The following is an 18,797-nucleotide window of genomic DNA, read 5'->3' as shown; positions in this document are numbered from 1 at the left end:
CCGTTTTGAAAAAATAATTAAAACGGGGTAATTCTATGTGAACCACTGTGCAATTTACAATATAGTTTTATTACTACCTATGGCAACGAAATTGCGTAGTGGTATCGGGGATTATTCATTCGCTTATATTCATATAAACATACTTCTCCCCAAATATTTGTATTTATTCCACGTCCAATTTCTATGGCTAATCCAGCTGGAACTGCGCAAAAAAGATGAAGCTTTTGATAGTCATATTTACCGAGTAGCTGTTCAGTCTTTTCCTTAACCATTGCTTGTATAAATTTTACACCATCTCTATATAGGATACTTTTAACATTTGGATCTTTTACGTGAAATGATAAGATGTCTACCGGCTGATTTAAGGTTTTTTCCACATCTCTAATGTGAACTTGACCACTAACACCCACCATAATTGCTAACTCATCATTTCCCTGTATATCTCCCTCTTGTCTCACATTTGGATAAGAAGACTCTATATGCTGCGGCGAATCTTGAACCCAGTTTTCTTCTTCTCGGTTCCATTGATAAATACTGAGCGGAACTGTATCTGAGAGAAGGAAGCCCAGATGAATTAACAGAGGTATAGGTGACATTGGAAATACCTCAAGAACATCTGCGTCATTTTCTTGAATCGTCTCTTGAAACTTATGCTGCAAATTAATATTTCTTTGTTTTGCGTCAAGCCAGCCATTTCGCGTGAAATCCACAAATTCTTCCTGTTCTTCTACTGCCTCTAATAGAAGATAAGGAGGTTCTCCTGAGTGATGAAGTTTGTTTATTGGCGGACCGAACCTTTTGTGGATTAAAGCAATGCTCTTTTTCTTTTCTCCAATCCACGAAGCGATTTTCTTTTCGTGTTCAGCCTTCCATTCAAACAATAGATTCGGAGGATAATCAACTTTGCTATAGTGCCCATCAATAACAGTATGGTGTTCTTTACACATCAAAGTTAGGTTTTTTATGTTTTCGGTGTCATTTTGAAGCCCATATTCCTCTATATATTCGTGTCGAGCTGAATTTTTTGCGTATCCGATAATATGCGCTATTTCCCCTACGTTGTTCAATCGACCATTATCATTACGTATTAAGCGCTTTTTACACCCTTTGAAGGAACACAAACCACCTGATATAGCCCATAAATGATATTTTTCAGCAGCACTTAATTCTCGTCTACCCATTTTTATCCTCCCTATCTAACAGTATAATTTTATCCTCGTTCTTAGAAATAGACCATACTTTAAGATCCGTCGTTCCTAAAATAATAAAAAACAAATCCTCAGTCTCAAACTTCAATTCATTTATGCGTTTCCAATTACGTTTATCAATAAATGACGGACGTGGTAGTCTTTCTGGATGGGTGTGCCACTCGCCTAGATAAAAGCATCTTCCATCAGTTTCACGAAAAAGGTCATCATAATACTCTTGATGACCTTTTGGATTTCTTTTAAAACGATTTCTTGTTCTTTTATCGTACTGCGTAGGAATCGTTACGTCATCGATAACGTAATTTTCATTTTCTATTAAAATGCGCCCAATTAAAATACCACCGGCTTCTAAATCTTTACGGTTTATTTGTCTGTAATTATTCATTTTATGAAGTACGTTTTTTTTTATTAACAACGTTTTCCCACAAGGAAGATAATACAGGTAGTCTTCTTTAATAGTATTCACCCTTTCATTGAACATACTGGGCATTCTGGATCCTTATAGAGTAGTTGTGTGTTTTGAAGCTCTTGATCTCCAAACGAATATCTATGTGAAGTGGCAAAACCTTCACTTTTCAATTGACTATCGTCACCTTTCCAGGAAAGTAGAGGGTTATCCTGTAGTTTCCCAGTAAGTAACTTTAGTGAATTCTCTACGACTAACATAGCCGTTTTTTCACTATCAAGGAAACTATACGGTACATAAATAGAACCGCATCCAGTGAGGTCTTTTGAAAAATCTTGATTTGGTTTTGTAAATGAAGAACGATTATGGATTGTTTTACCTTCCATTGGTTTAAATAGACATTGATAACAGCCTTTCTTTTCATTATTCAATGTAATTAAAGAATGCCCTCCTATTCCTAAAGGCTCGTTCCAAGCATATATTGTTGGAGGTGGTTGCTTCATAGAATGCATTTTTTCATTTATGTCCATTTCTTGATTGGCTAAGCCAATTGCTATTACTAATAGATCGTAATCTTTCCAATTTATTGAGCCTTCCTCCCACAACTCGACAAAACTTTTTGGTAAGGAAGTCACTTGAGTAAAAGGATATTTTCTTCTTATCTCTTTCTCAAGGGCTAATACCTTCGGAACATTTATCAGCTGATTATCTTCGTTTCTTGCATAGACACTATCATTGCCTAATGCGTGTCTATACACATTGTCCATTTCTAAAATGTCGTTATCTATAACTGTAATATGCTGAACACCTGATTTAGCAAATCTTGTAGCTATTTCGCTCCCAACCGAGCCCACACCAACAATAGCTACGTGTTTATCTGCCACTTCTGTATTTCCACCAGTTCGATTCAGCAAGTAATTTGGATGCCATCTTTCGACCATAAGGGGAATTAAGTTTACATTTTTGGGCTTTTGAACCAAAGGATGTAGATAGTCGATACCAGTTCCAGGCATAACATACGCGAATAGCGCTGTGTTCTCGTTTGAGAGTGGAAGCCCAAAAATAATAAATTCCAATTTTTTAGTGGAGTTGCCTTTCCTTCTAACAATCCTCTGAAATTTTTGTTTGGATTTTTTAGTTATGTGCTTTGAAAAAATATTTTTAACGAATGAATAATCCCATTCTTCTTCAGCTGCTGGTGGGAGTATAGAAGTACCGTGCTTTAGAGGGATGTAAATACACCTGAACTTCTCTTCCTGATATATATCAATATGGAATAATGTATTCATAATGACTTCTGTGTTCTTAATGTTTTTTTCACTTGCAACTATCGTAAAGTTACTTTCAGATGTCTCACACCAAAGATTGATTTCTCGAACGTTATAATTATCCGTATCAATTGCACCATAAATTTTCCCTTTAACGATATGGCACCAATAGGCTTCAAATTCCAATTGGAAATCTTCGTGGTTCTCTCCACTTATTCCCTTTGCAATCAATTCAATTACATTTTCAAGGCAGTTAAGCAAGAGAGAGACGGGATATCTCTTATCTATAACAATAGCCTCTGATCTGGTAAAACAAATAAAACCATCTTTTTCTTTATGCGGTATCCTCCCAAAGGAATCATTCAAATCAAAAAACAGAGGGAGGCTTCCTGGATAATTGTCTTTAAATCCGACAAAGATCGTAGCAGGCTCACCATTCATAATGATGACTAGTTCAGCCAAATATTTACACCCTCTGTATACATCGCTGTTTACATTAGTTATTTTAACTACTTCTTTGATCATACTTTGTTCGTGTAATTCCAACTCGCTTTTTAAGTTATAAGGATTAAAAGTCAATTTCATCACTTCTTTGCAGATTCAGAGCTTGGAATAACAGCCTTCTGGGTAGCGCGCTTTCCTGTTGTTGGCCTCGGTGAAACAGGGAAGTCTTTTCCAAACTGCTTTTGTAGTATTTCCGCAGCGTCAGTTGGGTCTTCTTTGCTTCTTGCTTCCTCAAGACTTTCTAACAATCTTTCCAACTTCTGTTTAAAAGTGTTCATTTGTTTATTGCTCATTTTTTCGAACAAATCTGAGTATGGTTCAACCGGAAGTTCTACCTTTAACCTGTAAAAAGTGTTTAACTCGCCATTTTCATCGCGCTCAACTTCTGAACTAAATCCATTAATCATTTGTCGGATCAAGGCGATTAGTGCGTCAAGGTCTTTATATGTTCTATCTCCACTAAATGGATCTACATCTTTTTCAACTGCAAACCAATTATAAGCGCAAGAGGTCAAGGCAATTCCTGTCGGACGACCATTACCTTTTATTAATTTTTCATCTTTCCATCTCTTCAAGTACCGAATGATGCGTCGGAATTGTTTTCTATCCTCTGAATCAGATAAATGATCTCGAATTTCCTTTATCAAATCTTTTGGATTGGATTCTTCCCAACACTTATCTTCCCCATTGCTTGTTGGTTTTCCTTTAGCTAAATAAACTTTTCCATCAGCATTTTCGGCTGCGTAGACTGTTATATCTACGTGGTATCCCGCAGCATACGCAACTGTAATACAGGGGTTCTTCATTTTTACATCTTTTGTATGGCCCTCAACTGCATTCAAGATCCACTGCTTAGCTTGTACAGGTTTAATATCCTCTTTGGAAATATCGAAGTAAAGTCCCACATCTATATCATAATCATTGTCTAACGGCTTGATTCCAGTATGCATTGCATATGAACCTTGAGTAAATATAGTGAAGCTTTTTGAAGTTTCCTTGGGTAGATTGTTTTTAATCGTATTAATTATGATATCTCTTTTTTCTTTTAATACCTCGTTCTCTTCTAACAAACGTATGTTGTCGTGAAATTTATTAAACTGTTTTATACATAGCACCATACCTTTTCTCCCCTTTAAAAAACTGAAGTTTATTTTAAGTATTATTTAATCCTAAGGTTTGGAAACATACACTACTTTCAGAATATTATTGACGCACTACTACAACAAACAATTCCTTGTTAGTCATCCGAGCTTTATATACGTCAATACTAAAGATCTATTGTACTATATACTATTAGCATTGTTAACAGGATCGTTTAAGCGAAAAGATAAATTGAGATATGAAAGACCCATTTGAAAGTTGATATTGATAAAGTTGTCTTGAATGAGAAATAGTTATAGTACCAGCCGGAGTAGGACAAGGTTATAATAAGTATTTTTTCTATAAAAGATTTAATACAGTCCATTGTTGTACTGCCCGAAGTTCATTTTATAAAATAGTTCTATTAACAGATTCTCTGTTTTTATAAAAGGAGGTACTTTAAAAGAAAGAAGACTGTAGTTTAGAATAACGGGTTCAGTTTAAGGAGAGAAAAGTAAATCGCAGACAAAATAAAACACCAATTAACACACTTATTCGTAGTAAATTGGCAAGTGAGTCAACACCATAAATTACAAACAAAAACACTCAGAATTAATCTGAGCGTTTTTCAACTTATTTCACTATCGGCTTTCTGACTAAAAATGCCTGTTACCAGAACAATTTTATTACACAATCGCGCCCGTTAGTTTAAGTACATTTGTTCACAAACTTTAAGTTTTTAAGACCTGCCTGTTTTCTTTCTCTAAGTTACTTTTTGGAGTATAGTTTAACTGCCGTTACAAATAATACCCCTATAACAAATTAGGGGGTTAATAAAATGGAAGAAGCACTCACTAGTAATAATGCTATGAGCACAAGCAATAACGGAATGAGTACATCTAATACGATAAACCTTTTAGGTCTTGGTGTTGGAGCAATTGTACTAACCACTGTTTATACGGCAATTTTGGCTTCACAGTTAATGGCTACAAAGCATAAAGTCGATTACCTTTATTATAAAGAATTAACACAAAAATAAATAGCTAACCCTCCTAACGAACCGGGGGTCTGGCCCCTTTTTCCGAGAAAGTGAAAGTGTTCTGGGAGTTGTTGATCGATTTATTTGAATAAATGCACGCGGGGACAGGATTCCGTCCCCTTTTAATGTGCTAGCGGGGCAACCAGTGTGTCCCTCCATCTCTTATTTTTACAAAACGTATACTATCCTTCTTAATGTGAATATTAAAGGGGTATCTTTAGGTATCTTAAACAAGTGGCCTCCTTCTATATGACACATTACCTAAAAGAAAGTTGTAACTGCTAAACTAAAGTAGACCATTATTGCTTGATAAGAATGAACACTTTTCTTGGGGGATAGGCATGTAACAGGCTGTTGCCCCGTAGGGGCGGCAGCCTGTTACATGCTCGCCGTTCCGTCAGGTACCAACTAACTATTGCAATCTTTCATTTACTGTATAATACATGTTTGTACGATACAGAAATGGGAGGAGTAAGAAAGGTGGAAACATGGAAAGTGTATATGGAAATCTATCAACTAAAACAAGAAGGATTTAAAATACGGAGAATAGCTAGAAAACTAGGTATATCAAGAACAACAGTATATAAATACCTTGAAAAGTCTCCTCAGGAAATGGCGGAGTGGGTAGCTTCCACACAGACAAGAAAGAAGAAATTAGATGCCTACGAATTACTTATTCATACTTGGCTAACAGAACATCCAGATCTTTCTAGTGCTCAAGTTCATGATTGGTTAAAAGAAAGGTTTCCAACTCTACGTGTTGGAGAAAGTACCGTTCGTGGTTATGTCAAAGCACTCCGGGAAAAATATCATATTCCAAAAACAGAGATGAAGCGTGTCTATCAAGCTATTCCAGATCCACCAATGGGGCAGCAAGCCCAAGTAGATTTTGGTCAGACGATACAGAAAACATCCCAGGGAAAGGAAAAGAAATTATATTTTATTAGTTTCGTGCTTTCGCACTCTCGTTATAAATACGTTGTGTGGCTCTCCCGTCCTTTTACAACAAAAGATATGATTCAAGCTCACGAAGATGCTTTTCAGTATTTTGGAGGAATTCCATATGAGTTAGCTTATGATCAAGATTCCCTTATCGTAGTAAGTGAAAATGAAGGTGATCTCATCCTTACCAGTGAATTTCAAGCATACAGGGAAGCAAGAAAATTAAAGCTCTTTGTATGTAGAAAAGCTGATCCAGAAAGTAAAGGGAAGATTGAAAATGTCGTAGGATTTGTGAAGAAGAATTTTGCGAAGAACCGCGTATTTCACCATATAGATAAATGGAATGAATCCTGTTTAGCATGGCTGATTCGAACGGGAAACGGAAAAGTGCATAATACAACAAAAAAAAGACCAGTCGAAGTGTTTGCCCTAGAAAAACAACACTTAAGACCAGTCAACAAAAAAATTTCAATTTCAAATATCGATAATAGTATAACAAGAAATGTTCGTAAGGACAATACTATTATCTATCAATCGAATCGGTATTCGGTACCACTTGGTACATATAAAAAAGATAAAGAAGTTTTTATTGAAATAAGCGATCAAAACGAATTAATAATACGTGAAGAATCGAATGGAGCAATCATTGCCAAACACACATTAAGTTTAGAGAAAGGGAAATTGATTCAAGATTCTCAACATACCAGAGACCGTTCTAAAGGAATAGCTGCCTATATAGAAACGGTATCGACGTACTTTGATGATAAGGAAATGGCTTCTGATTTCCTTCAGGAAATTCACCAAAGATATCCTCGTTATATACGAGATCAATTATCTCTTATTTTAAAGGTATCAAAAACAGTAGCAAGAGAACGAAGGAACCAAGCTTTAGAAGAATGTGTCGCACGCAAAATATATAGTGCAACAGAGTTTAGAGATGTCGTAGAGTTTATCCAAAGACAAACGGATTCTCATCAAAGGCCTCCGCAAATAGAAGCTATCAAAACATTGCATGGTATGGATGATACGCTGCTTCAAATCAAGCCAAAAACAAGAGAATTGGATTCTTATATAGAGTTATTGAAAGGAGCAACGGTATGAGTCATTCAATAGAAGAAATACAACAACAGTTTCGATCGTTGAGACTCACAGAGACGGCAAATTATTTGCCATCTCTGATTCAACAAGCAGAGTCAGAAGATTGGACATATCAAGTACTTTTGAAACAATTGACTGGATATGAATTAAAACGTAGGGATGAAAAATTAATCGAAAAACGATTAAAATGGGCTGCATTCCCTTCCTATAAGACGTTGGACGAGTTTCATTTAGATGAGCAGCAATCACTCAGCAAAAGACAAGTAAATCAATTAAAGGAGTTTAACTGGCTAGATCAACTCTATAATTTAATCGTTTTAGGACCGCCAGGTGTAGGTAAAACACATTTAGCCACAGGGCTGGGCATAGAAGCTATACAAAAAGGATATAAAGTCTCTTTTATTTCCATGGGGCAGCTGATTCAAACATTAAAAACAGAAGAAGTTACCAGAAAATCACAAACGAGAATGAAACGAATTCGTTCCTCTCATTTAGTGATTATTGATGATTTAATGTTTATGGCAATGGATACACGTGAAGCGAATTTATTTTTCCATCTTATTAACGACCTTTATGATAAGGCTTCAATTATATTAACTTCTAATAAAGGACCGAATGAATGGGGAGAATTACTAGGTGATCCAGGGATTACAACGGCTATCCTAGATAGAATTTTACATCGAGCTGAAGTTATTCATTTTCATGATGATGATAGTTATCGAATGAAACACCGTTCTTCCATTTTCATGGAAGAAAGTGTCCAAATTTAATTAGCAAAAAGTGTTCATTTCTACTTGACGCTCACAAAAGTTGCCGCTGAAGACCAGGTACCCGTAAATCCCTAAGAAAAACACTCTAAAAACTAAGAAAAAGGAGGTCTGTTTCATTGGATAAGTATCAATTGGCTCCACACGAATCTTTGGACCTGCATGAAGCGATCAATTTGAAAACTTTATGTGTAGCAAAGTCGAAATTGATGCAGGGTCTTGTTTTTGACCAGGACCTGAGAGAATTGATGGAAAAAGATGTGCAGCAATCCATGTTGGATCTTGCTGAATTACAGCAGATCTATAAACACGCACCATTTGAAGCCCCGGTTCCCCAGAGCCGCCCGACACCAATTATCGATGATAAGGAGGGTAACGTACATTGAACCAAGATTATTTAGATCCTATTAATGCACTGAATATGCCGGAACTCGCTGATATGACATTTGCAATGGATTTTCTCATTCGTGCAAAAGAGGGTGTTAGAAATACGGCTGTTGCTTTAACGGAAACCACCACACCCGAATTAAGAGCAGCTCTTCGTAAACAGCTTTTTCAAGGCATCGCCATGCACCAGGAAATCACAGAGCTGATGGTCCAGAAAAAATGGTTCCATCCTCATGACCTGAGTGAACAGTATCAATTAGATCAGCTCTCTGCCAAGAATACAAACATGATTGCAAATATGAACCTGTACCCTGTTGACTCCAACAGAAAAGGAATGTTCGACCGGACACCGGATGACCAATAACACTGGAGGTAAATCAGTATGAAAGCAGTAACCTATCAAGGCATCAAGAATGTCGATGTGAAAGAAGTTCCAGATCCAAAGATTGAAAAGCCGGATGACATGATAGTCAAGATCACGAGTACCGCCATTTGCGGCTCGGACCTCCACTTGATTCATGGAATGATCCCGAACATGCAGGAAGACTATATCATCGGACATGAACCGATGGGTATTGTTGAAGAAGTAGGTCCTGAAGTGAGAAATCTCAAAAAAGGCGACCGCGTCATCATCCCGTTCAATATTGCATGCGGGGAATGTATTTATTGTAAAAATCAGCTGGAAAGCCAATGCAATAATTCCAATGACAATGGCGATATGGGGGCCTATTTCGGTTATTCAGGTACTACTGGGGGTTTTGCAGGCGGTCAGGCTGAGTATCTTAGAGTTCCTTATGCGAATTTCACCCACTTTAAAATTCCTGAATCCTGCGAGGAACCGGATGAGAAATTAAGTTGTATTGCTGATGCGATGTCCACAGGATTTTGGAGCGTTGACAATGCAGGAGTCAAAAACGGAGATACGGTCATTGTCCTTGGCTGCGGTCCGGTTGGATTATTTGCCCAGAAATTTGCCTGGATGAAGGGCGCAAAACGGGTGATAGCTGTAGATTATGTCAAATACCGTTTGGATCACGCCAAACGCACAAACAAAGTCGAAATCGTCAATTTTGAAGACCACGAAAATGTTGGCAGCTATCTTAAGGAAATCACAAAAGGTGGCGCAGATGTCGTAATTGACGCGGTCGGCATGGATGGGAAAATGACCGATATGGAGTTCCTTGCAAGCGGATTGAAACTTCAAGGCGGCGCTATGAGTGCTCTAATCATTGCCTCCCAGGCTGTACGAAAAGCAGGGACCATCCAGATCACAGGCGTTTATGGCGGCAAATATAATGGATTCCCGCTTGGTGACATCATGCAGCGAAACGTCAATATCCGCTCTGGACAAGCGCCAATGATTCACCTAATGCCACATATGTATGATTTGGTTACATCTGGCAAGATTGACCTTGGTGATGTCGTTACCCATGTGCTGCCACTGAGCGAAGCCAAGCGTGGTTATGAAATTTTTGATACTAAGACAGATAATTGCATTAAAGTAGTACTGAAACCATAATTAAAGTTGTCTGGCGGGAGCTTAGACTGAACTCCCGTCAAATCAAAGGAGGTTGATGAAATGGATTATGTATTGCATGAAGTTCTGGAAGTCCAGGAAATGGCTGCCTTTAAGTCAAACTGTTTGACCAAGTCCAAAACCATGAGAGCCCTTGTTGCCGATGAGAAACTCAAAAGAATCATGGAGAATGATGTGCAAATATCTACACGTCAACTGGAGGAATTCTCCGCTATTCTTTCCAAAGCAAAACAATAATGAGGAGTTGAAAAAAGATGAACTTTATTGCTGAAAATTTAACAGGCATGAAGGCACTTACAGATCAGGTAGTTGCAACAGATCTTCTGATTGCAGCCAAAAGCGGCGTACGAAATTATGCGATGGCCATCACTGAAACGGGTACACCTGAAATAAAAGAAGTGATGACAAAACATTTGGAAGAAGCCCTGGACCTGCATGAGCAAATCTCGAGTTTTATGGTTGAACGTGGCTGGTATCATGCCTTTGATACGAACGAGCAGCTTAATCTCAACCTGCAGAATATCGACACTGCATTAAAACTGCCGACACTATAAAAACCAAGGAGCAGGTTTGATCGATCATCAACTGTTCCTTGGTTTTAGTTAATCTTCATTACGCAAAACTAGCTTGTTATAAAAAGTGAAACTATTGGCTGTTTGAAGAGAAATCGGGCTGGTTTCCCAGTGGTTGTCCTTTACTACTCAATAATGGGGTCATAACAGCAAAACGTGTGATAGCGGTGGACTACTTGGATTACCGGGCAACTCATGCGAAAAAGATGAACAATGTTGGGGTATTTAAGTTCACAAAATACCCCGATATGGGCGAACATTTAAAAGAAATTACTCATGGCGGTGCAGACGTAGTCATCGATTGTGTCGGTATGGATGGAAAAAATCACCTTTGGAATTTCTCGAACAGAAGTTAAAGCTACAGGGTGGAACGCTTGGACCTATTCAAATTTCTACAAAAGCTGTCCGAAAGTATGGGACAGTACGAATGACTGGTGTTTACGGGGGCAACTATAATGTGTTTCCATTAGGTGCATTTTGGGTTAGAAATATCAATCTCAAAATGGGCCAAGCACCGTCATTCACTTTATGCCTGAACTATTTGAAAAAATAACGAATAACGAGTTTGACCCAAGAGAGATCATCACACATAAAATGTCCCTTAAAGAAGCAAGTCAAGGTTATCAAATTTTTAATAATCGTGAGGACGATTGTATAAAAGTCATTTTGAAACCGTAAATTTCCCTTTCCGACATAAAAATGAACGAAAAAGAGGCTGGGACATAACTAGCCAAAAATAATGAAAAGATGGATTTCACATTGGGTTTTGATGTGAAATCCATCTTTTTTGAAATCATTTATAAGTAGATACATAAAAAAGCAGCTAGAGGCAGTGTATCTTCTCAGATTCACTGCCATTAAGGCGAATCCCAATTCATTATCCACTTTGGATTTTCCTCGTACAGAGAAACGAGTGAAACCCAAATTAGCCTTCAAAAATCCAAAGAAAGGCTCCACATCTATCTTACGTTTTCCGTAAAGCTTGCCCATTTCTTCATCTGAAAGCTGTTCTCGTATCATTTTCTTTTGTGCTTCCCATTTTTCATTATAAAATATTTTCCGATGGTTACCTTCCTTTGCCTTGGTACATTGCTCTCGCAAAGGACAGCCTGTACAATCTTCACATTCATAGACCTTAAATTGTCGCTGGTAACCATACTTGTCTGTGCGTTTGGAGTTATAGCGATAAGTAACAGCTTGACCATTTGGACAAGTAAAGGCATCTATTTCGGCATCATAATCCCAGTTAGCGGTGTTAAAGGGATTATTTTTATATTTTTTCTTCTTCTCTTTGCGGTACATACTATAGGTAATCAAGGCAGTTCGTAACCGGTTCAGGGTGACATCTTCTATATTCTGTTCACTTCCATAAGCCGCATCAGCTACGAGGACATCAGGCAACGCAAAATAATCCTTTTCAATACGATCTAAAAAAGGAATCAGCGTTCGTGTATCGGTAGGGTTCGGAAAAATATCATAGGCTAATGCGTAACGTCCTTCTGTTGCCAATTGCACATTATAAGCAGCTTTCAACTGTCCGTTCTTCATATGGTCATCTTTCAATCGCATAAAGGTTGCGTCGTGATCCGTCTTGGAATAGCTGTTACGTTCTTCTAAAATCTCCAAGGCTTCTTCATATTTTTCTTGACGACAGATGAAATCGTGCACCTGTTTTAAGGCTTGTTTTGGCTGCTTTCGTTCCGAACGCAGGGCTTTTCGGTCTTGTGCTTTTTCAATCGATTCGATTTGTTTCGTATACGTTTGGACTGACTTATCCAAATTCGCTGCCATCTGTTGAAGTTCTTGCGTCGATAGAGCTTCCGGGTTTTCCCGGTTGATTTCTGGAATAATTTCTTTTTCCACTAATTCTTCATAGAGGGCATGGGACTTCTCTACAAGTTTCGTTTGATAACGCTCGATCGATTTTCGCCAGACAAAGGTGAATTTATTGGCATTGGCTTCAATTTTGGTCCCGTCAATAAAGATAGCCTCCGCATCGATCAACTCTTTTTCCACCAGCTGACAACGAAATTGGACGAAGCACTGACGCAATAGTTCTTTTACTTCTGGATTCACACGAAAACGGTTGATAGTACGGTAACTCGGCTCATATCCTTGCGCAAGCCACATCATTCGCACACTATCTTTTAATAATGCTTCGATTTTTCGGCCAGAGAACACCGACTGGGTATAAGCACATAAAATAATTTTCATCATCATACGCGGGTGATAGGCGGGACAGCCTGTTTGACGGGTAAAACCGGTGAAAGCTTCTTCTGGAATCTGTTCGATAAATTCATGGATGGTATAAGCAATATCATTTTCTTGTAATTTCATCTCGAAATCTAATGGCAAAACGACTTGATTTACGTTATAATATTTAAACATAAGGATACCTCGATTCTGTTTTTGTAGTGGTACTTTAACTTTATCAGAAGGTATCCTTTTTTTGTACGTTTATTTCATTTTTTAATCAAATTAAAAAAGTGACTTCCTACTTAAAATCATAGTAGAAAGTCACTTTTTCTATTTTTACTGGCTTTTGTCCCAGCCTCTTTTTACCTGTAAATTATTTAGATTATTGGATAATTAAGTTTGTAAATTGGATAGCAATAATAAGGGGATCTAAGCCCAATTTTGGGCATTAACCAAGAATCCTCCATGTAAACCATCTTTACTTTTTCATCCGAATGGTTCACGAGTAATAGCTTTACCTCTGGATTAAATTCATATCTGACAATCATAACCTCCTCTACTCTAGGAATGAAAAAGGGATTATCACTGAAAAGTAAAGCCAGCTTTCACCCCAGAATGAGGTTATTCCACCAGCCCACGCTTGTCCTATTAGCATAAATAACAATGCAGTAATTAAAGAAATTATTATTCCGAAAACTACCCCTGTAATTTGTTTGCTCATAACTATTCACCTTCACCAACTGATAATGTATCCAATACTTATTAAACAATCTTGCCTCTTTAGTTGAAGTACATTTCTTTGCAAGATCTCTTTATTTTAACATCCAAGTACGAAATCACCTATAAAGGATTATTCCATTATATGGTCCTTATCTGGAGTGAAACTCACTTTTATCTCGAAATCAAGTCTTCAAGATAATGGCCCGTTTGTTGCATTACCCCAATGTAATTGTATCAAACTTAATTTCAAAATCACAGCTTCTTTTTCTCTAAATTATTTGTCTGCTACTTGTATGTTACGTGTATGCTACGTGTGAATTTTCCCCTGTTTTTAAAGCACCGCATATACAGTAAAATCCCCCAACCACACGTGGTTGAGGGATTTGTAAGTGTTGATTTATTAACGTTTTGAGAACTGAGGAGCACGACGAGCTTTTTTAAGACCGTATTTTTTACGTTCTTTCATACGAGCATCACGAGTAAGGTATCCTTCAGTTTTAAGTGATCCACGATATTCAGGATCTGCTTGTAATAATGCACGTGCGATTCCGTGACGGATTGCACCTGCTTGACCAGTGAATCCACCGCCGTGTACATTTACAAGAACGTCATAAGTTCCTTGAGTTTCTGTAGTAGCAAGCGGCTGATTCAAGATTAGTAATTGTGTTTCATATGGAAAATAGTCTCTAGCATCGCGACCATTAATTGTAATGTTTCCTGTACCGGGTACTAGACGTACGCGGGCAGTTGACTTTTTACGGCGTCCTGTGCCGTAGTATTGTACTTGTGCCAATTCATTTACCTCCCTTTAATTATCCACGAAGTTCGTAAGCTTCTGGTTTTTGAGCCTGATGGTTGTGCTCAGCGCCTCTATATACATACAATTTCTTCTTCATTTTACGTCCTAAAGGTCCTTTTGGAAGCATTCCTTTGATTGCAACTTCAAGCATTTCTTCAGGATATTTCGTACGCATTTCGTATGCGTTACGAGCTCTCAATCCACCTGGATGATGGGAATGATTGTAGTACATTTTGTCGTTGATTTTGTTCCCTGATAATTCAATTTTATCTGCATTGATGATAATTACATAATCACCAGTGTCTGCATGTGGTGTGTACGTAGGTTTATGTTTACCACGTAAGATAGCAGCTACTTCGCTTGCTAAACGTCCTAAACGTTGCCCTTCCGCATCCACAACTAGCCATTTGCGTTCAATATTTGCTTCATTTGCCATGAAAGTTGTGCGCATAATTTTTTCCCTCCATATATCGATCATTCTTTACTATTCGTAATCATATTTTTATTCTTAACATAATTAGATTCCGGGGCTAATCATGGTTTAGAAATAAAATGCCATATATCATATTATAACTTTCACAACCAAAAGTCAAGCCTAGTATGAAAGTAATTTAAAAAATTCTCGTTTTTTCTTCCTCTTTTTCATTCAATCTTTGAAATGCTTCACATCTGCCTGTTCATGATAACTTACTTCCCATAAATACAGTCCATTTGGAGAAATTGTCTTGCCGAGCTTCCCTCTTTCTTTTGCGGCTAAAAGCACCGGTATATCCTCTGGATTACGTTTCCCAACTCCTACATCCAGCAGCGCGCTGACCATGATCCGCACCATGTTGTATAAAAAGCCGCTCCCACGAAAAATAAATTCAATATCATTTCCTTTTTTCCTGCAGGAGGCATGATACAATGTCCGCACTTTTGAGCCTTTCACAGTCGATTTCGCAGAAGAGAAGGTAGTAAAGTCATGTGTGCCCTCTAAATACTCACAGGCAGCCTGTACGGCCTCTATATTGAGGCTTTTGGGAAAATACAATGCATAGTTCTGGCGAAATACGTCCGGTTCGTCCCTGTTTAAAACCATATAATGATACTCTTTCTGCTTCACACTATAACGGGCATGAAATGAATCACTGACCTGCTCGACATGAGATATATGGACATCATCAGGCAAGAGTGTATTGATAGCCTGCTTCCAATTATGCTCAGGAATCGTTAGAGGCGTATCAAAATGAATAACCTGGCCGACTGCATGGACTCCTGTATCCGTCCTTCCTGATGCTTGAATCCGGATTGCTTCCCCCTTATGGATTTTTGCTAAGGCTTTTTCCAGCATACCCTGGACAGTCCGCTGCCTGGGCTGTACTTGAAAGCCGGCAAAGCCTGAACCATCATAAGAAATCGTGCATTTTAACCTTTCCATTTGTACAGTTCCTTTCCTTCCATTACTGTCTTAAGACAAACAACGCCACAAGCATCAGTACAAAACCGGTTAAAACCAGAATATCCTTTGTACCTACATGTAATTCACGGAGCTTGCTTCTTCCTTCCCCGCCTTGATAGCCGCGGGCTTCCATCGCCATTGCCAAATCCTCAGCGCGTTTAAATGCACTGACAAACAACGGAACCAGCAGTGGAATAACTGCCATCACCCGATCCTTGACAGGTCCTGTCCGAAAATCTACGCCCCGGGCCGCCTGCGCGCGGGATATTTTATCCGTTTCCTGCATCAGTGTTGGAATGAAGCGCAAGGAAATAGACATCATCAATGCCAGCTCATGAACAGGGAACTTAATCTTTTTCAGTGGGTGAAGCATTTCCTCCATCGCGTCGGTAATTTCAATCGGCGTTGTTGTTAATGTTAATAAAGAAGTCGTCAGGATCAGCAGGAAAAAGCGTAAGGAAATCGCAAAACCCTGGATAACTCCACCGCTGTAAATCTTAATAAATCCCCAATCAACTAAAAGATTCCCTTCATTTGTAATAATTAAATGCAGGATAAATGTAAAAATAATTAAAAACCAGACGGGCAACAGTCCTTTTAGAATAAATTGCAGCGGTACCCGTGAAATAAGTACACAGAGCACCGAAAATGCCGTTAACAAGCTATATGTTGGTACATTATTTGCAAAGAATACAATAATAACAAAGAAAAAAACTACCGTAATTTTCGTTCTTGGATCCAGCCGATGAATAAGGGAGTTTCCAGGAACATACTGGCCAATAATCAGAGCATTATTCATGAGACCCCACCTCCAGCCGCTTCTTGATCTCTTTTGCTAACTCCGGCATGGGTTGATATTGATAGGTTAAAGAAGTGCCAAAACGCTCATTATACTGGTTTAGAAAGTGAATGACCTCCGGGAGTCCTAATTGTACCTCCTGCAGCTTCTCTGCTTGTTTAAACACGTCAAGCGGATGACCTTCCATATATTTTTGTCCTTTATTTAAGATAATTATTTTATCTGCATAAGCCAGTGCATCCTCCATACTATGTGTCACTAATACCGTTGTCAGATTTTGCTCCTGGTGCAGCTGATAAAACATATCCATAATTTCACGTTGTCCACGTGGATCAAGTCCCGCAGTCGGCTCGTCCAGCACAAGAACTTGCGGAGCCATTGCCAGCACTCCTGCAATAGCGACTCGCCGCTTCTGTCCGCCACTTAAATCAAATGGGGAACGCTCTAATATTTCCTTTGGCAGACCGACAGCAGGAAGAAGCTTCTCTATCCTGCGATCGATTTCCTCCTGCTCTACGCCAAAATTCTTTGGTCCAAAGGCGATATCTTTGGCAACTGTCTCTTCAAATAACTGATGCTCCGGATATTGAAAAACGACCCCGACTCTTCTTCTTAAATCACGGATATTCTTTGGCTTCCCGTCTGCACTCAGATGGAAATCACCAATGTTTATCTCTCCCCTGCTCGGAAGGCTCAGTCCATTGAGATGCTGAATGAGCGTTGATTTCCCTGAGCCGGTATGACCGATAACCGCCACAAACGAACCAGAATTTACCGTAAAGGAGATGTTCTCAAGGGCTTTATGGGCAAAAGGCGTATTCTCTTGATAAATATAACTTACATCTTTGAATTGAATTTCCATAATTCCTCCAACAACTCTTCGTGGTTTAATGCTGCTTCTTTTAATGGAACTCCCTGCTTCCTCAGCTCATCGGTTAATTGGGCAACAAATGGCACATCCAGCCCAATTTCACGTAATTCTCCCCGCTGTAAAAAAAGCTCTCTTGGCGTTGTTTCCTCCCAGATTTGCCCCTTATTCATGACAATCACACGGTCTGCCTGAACAATTTCCTGCAGGTCATGCGTTATGGTAATCAGGGAAAGCCCTTCTGATTCCTGAATATCATTCACCGTGTGCATAATTTCTTTTCTGCCTGTCGGGTCGAGCATAGCAGTTGCCTCATCCAAAATTAATACCTTAGGAGCTATTGCTAAGACACTGGCAATGGCTACACGCTGCTTTTGTCCACCAGATAGACGGTGCGGCTCTGTTATTAAGTAATCCTGCATACGTACAGCGGATAAGGTGCGCTGGATTCTCTCTCTCATCTCTTCTCTGGGTACGCCTCTGTTTTCCATACCAAATGCGACATCATCCTGAACTGTTGCACCAACAAATTGATTATCTGGATTTTGAAAGACCATCCCTACATCTTTCCGTATATCCCAGACAGTATCATCATCTACTCTCTTGCCATCAACAATGATTTCCCCGTCCTTTGGCATTAGCAGTCCATTAAGCAGCTTGGCAATGGTTGATTTTCCAGAGCCATTATGACCGATAATAGCAACCCACTCACCTTCATAGATGTCAAAAGAAACCTGATCTAAAACAAGCGCTCCTTCTTCCTCATATTGAAAGGAAACATTCTTAAACTCTACCAGCTTTTTTCTATCCATCCAGACACCCCCTTCTCCTGTTTTTTCTATTATGTAATTTGCTTTATCTATCATGGTTATTTTATCGATTTTATTTGATGAAAGAAAGTATTTGTTATAAATAAATGTTTTATTATTGCTATTGAAAAATAAAATTAATAGTATATATCTAGCGGAAGAAATACACGGAGACTCCTGTGGGAATGCGCAGTGTGAAGACCCCGCAGAAAAAAAGTGAACTTCTTTTTTTCGAGGAGGCTGAGGACAAGCCCACGGAAAGCGTAGTGTATTTCTGTAGCGGCAATTATCAACTTCACTTGCCCTCTGAACTCTCTTCGTAAAAATCATATAATTTTTCAATACAAAAAAAGGGCT

19 protein-coding genes and 1 pseudogene are annotated in these 18,797 nt (G+C 38.7%); 9 read left to right on the top strand and 11 right to left on the bottom strand.

Annotation, left to right across the window (positions count from 1 at the left end):
• Window positions 1–77: 77 nt before the first annotated feature.
• From MHH51_RS00985 to MHH51_RS00970, 4 genes are read right to left on the bottom strand one after another with little or no spacing between them, the layout of a single operon-like run.
• Window positions 78–1,181, bottom strand: coding sequence for an SAVED domain-containing protein (locus tag MHH51_RS00985; RefSeq protein ID WP_058950481.1), 1,104 nt, complete (start codon window positions 1,179–1,181; stop codon window positions 78–80).
• The gene (locus MHH51_RS00980) at window positions 1,174–1,689 is read right to left on the bottom strand and encodes a Mov34/MPN/PAD-1 family protein (protein WP_339284019.1); all 516 of its coding nucleotides are present in this window, start codon (window positions 1,687–1,689) and stop codon (window positions 1,174–1,176) included. The genes MHH51_RS00985 and MHH51_RS00980 overlap by 8 nt, the downstream gene beginning before the upstream one ends.
• Window positions 1,671–3,407 carry a ThiF family adenylyltransferase gene (locus tag MHH51_RS00975; protein WP_339286225.1) on the bottom strand — a complete coding sequence of 579 codons (1,737 nt, stop codon included), beginning with the start codon at window positions 3,405–3,407 and terminating at the stop codon, window positions 1,671–1,673. The genes MHH51_RS00980 and MHH51_RS00975 overlap by 19 nt, the downstream gene beginning before the upstream one ends.
• Window positions 3,408–3,466: 59 nt before the next feature.
• Window positions 3,467–4,504, bottom strand: a complete 1,038-nt coding sequence (locus MHH51_RS00970; protein ID WP_339284017.1) for a nucleotidyltransferase — start codon at window positions 4,502–4,504, stop codon at window positions 3,467–3,469.
• Between the two features lie 800 nt (window positions 4,505–5,304).
• On the opposite strand from MHH51_RS00970, the gene MHH51_RS00965 reads away from it, so the two are divergent.
• The 9 genes and pseudogenes from MHH51_RS00965 to MHH51_RS00925 all read left to right on the top strand — a co-directional run.
• Window positions 5,305–5,505 carry a hypothetical protein gene (locus MHH51_RS00965; RefSeq protein ID WP_339284015.1) on the top strand — a complete coding sequence of 67 codons (201 nt, stop codon included), beginning with the start codon at window positions 5,305–5,307 and terminating at the stop codon, window positions 5,503–5,505.
• 462 nt (window positions 5,506–5,967) lie between these two features.
• Window positions 5,968–7,548 carry an IS21 family transposase gene (istA, locus tag MHH51_RS00960; RefSeq protein WP_042533131.1) on the top strand — a complete coding sequence of 527 codons (1,581 nt, stop codon included), beginning with the start codon at window positions 5,968–5,970 and terminating at the stop codon, window positions 7,546–7,548.
• Window positions 7,545–8,315 (top strand): IS21-like element helper ATPase IstB, encoded by a 771-nt coding sequence (istB, locus tag MHH51_RS00955; protein ID WP_042533127.1) that lies wholly within the window; start codon window positions 7,545–7,547, stop codon window positions 8,313–8,315. Before istA ends, istB begins: the two co-directional genes overlap by 4 nt.
• Before the next feature lie 116 nt (window positions 8,316–8,431).
• On the top strand, window positions 8,432–8,698 hold the full coding sequence (locus tag MHH51_RS00950) for a spore gernimation protein GerQ (RefSeq protein ID WP_148970834.1): 267 nt from the start codon (window positions 8,432–8,434) through the stop codon (window positions 8,696–8,698).
• The gene (locus tag MHH51_RS00945) at window positions 8,695–9,063 is read left to right on the top strand and encodes a spore coat protein (protein ID WP_339284010.1); all 369 of its coding nucleotides are present in this window, start codon (window positions 8,695–8,697) and stop codon (window positions 9,061–9,063) included. Before MHH51_RS00950 ends, MHH51_RS00945 begins: the two co-directional genes overlap by 4 nt.
• Window positions 9,064–9,081: 18 nt before the next feature.
• Window positions 9,082–10,218, top strand: a complete 1,137-nt coding sequence (locus MHH51_RS00940) for a zinc-dependent alcohol dehydrogenase (protein ID WP_339284008.1) — start codon at window positions 9,082–9,084, stop codon at window positions 10,216–10,218.
• Between the two features lie 60 nt (window positions 10,219–10,278).
• Entirely contained in the window at window positions 10,279–10,473 is a 195-nt protein-coding gene (locus MHH51_RS00935; RefSeq protein ID WP_339284006.1) for a hypothetical protein, read from the top strand.
• A 17-nt stretch (window positions 10,474–10,490) separates the two neighbouring features.
• On the top strand, window positions 10,491–10,790 hold the full coding sequence (locus MHH51_RS00930) for a spore coat protein (protein WP_339284004.1): 300 nt from the start codon (window positions 10,491–10,493) through the stop codon (window positions 10,788–10,790).
• 167 nt (window positions 10,791–10,957) lie between these two features.
• A pseudogene (locus tag MHH51_RS00925) lies at window positions 10,958–11,486 on the top strand (glutathione-dependent formaldehyde dehydrogenase); the annotation flags it as partial.
• A gap of 48 nt (window positions 11,487–11,534) precedes the next feature.
• Here MHH51_RS00925 and MHH51_RS00920 read toward each other — a convergent pair.
• The 7 genes from MHH51_RS00920 to MHH51_RS00890 all read right to left on the bottom strand — a co-directional run bounded on the left by MHH51_RS00920 (window position 11,535) and on the right by MHH51_RS00890 (window position 18,443).
• Entirely contained in the window at window positions 11,535–13,196 is a 1,662-nt protein-coding gene (locus tag MHH51_RS00920) for an IS1182 family transposase (protein WP_339282663.1), read from the bottom strand.
• Window positions 13,197–14,124: 928 nt separating this feature from the next.
• Window positions 14,125–14,517, bottom strand: a complete 393-nt coding sequence (rpsI, locus tag MHH51_RS00915; RefSeq protein WP_077605094.1) for a 30S ribosomal protein S9 — start codon at window positions 14,515–14,517, stop codon at window positions 14,125–14,127.
• A 19-nt stretch (window positions 14,518–14,536) separates the two neighbouring features.
• Window positions 14,537–14,974, bottom strand: a complete 438-nt coding sequence (gene rplM / locus MHH51_RS00910) for a 50S ribosomal protein L13 (protein WP_077605095.1) — start codon at window positions 14,972–14,974, stop codon at window positions 14,537–14,539.
• Between the two features lie 195 nt (window positions 14,975–15,169).
• A complete protein-coding gene (gene truA / locus MHH51_RS00905) occupies window positions 15,170–15,943 on the bottom strand; it encodes a tRNA pseudouridine(38-40) synthase TruA (protein ID WP_339284001.1) in 774 nt (257 codons plus the stop codon).
• A 22-nt stretch (window positions 15,944–15,965) separates the two neighbouring features.
• Window positions 15,966–16,763 carry an energy-coupling factor transporter transmembrane protein EcfT gene (locus tag MHH51_RS00900; RefSeq protein WP_339283999.1) on the bottom strand — a complete coding sequence of 266 codons (798 nt, stop codon included), beginning with the start codon at window positions 16,761–16,763 and terminating at the stop codon, window positions 15,966–15,968.
• Window positions 16,756–17,625 carry an energy-coupling factor ABC transporter ATP-binding protein gene (locus tag MHH51_RS00895; protein ID WP_339283997.1) on the bottom strand — a complete coding sequence of 290 codons (870 nt, stop codon included), beginning with the start codon at window positions 17,623–17,625 and terminating at the stop codon, window positions 16,756–16,758. Before MHH51_RS00895 ends, MHH51_RS00900 begins: the two co-directional genes overlap by 8 nt.
• On the bottom strand, window positions 17,601–18,443 hold the full coding sequence (locus MHH51_RS00890) for an energy-coupling factor ABC transporter ATP-binding protein (RefSeq protein WP_339283996.1): 843 nt from the start codon (window positions 18,441–18,443) through the stop codon (window positions 17,601–17,603). The genes MHH51_RS00895 and MHH51_RS00890 overlap by 25 nt, the downstream gene beginning before the upstream one ends.
• Between the last annotated feature and the right edge of the window lie 354 nt (window positions 18,444–18,797).

The organism is Oceanobacillus sp. FSL K6-3682, from assembly GCF_037976165.1.
In the GTDB taxonomy this organism is placed as follows: Bacteria; Bacillota; Bacilli; order Bacillales; family Amphibacillaceae; genus Oceanobacillus; species Oceanobacillus sojae.
Note: the sequence above shows the minus strand (reverse complement) of the source record. Positions and strands in the feature narration are given on the sequence as shown.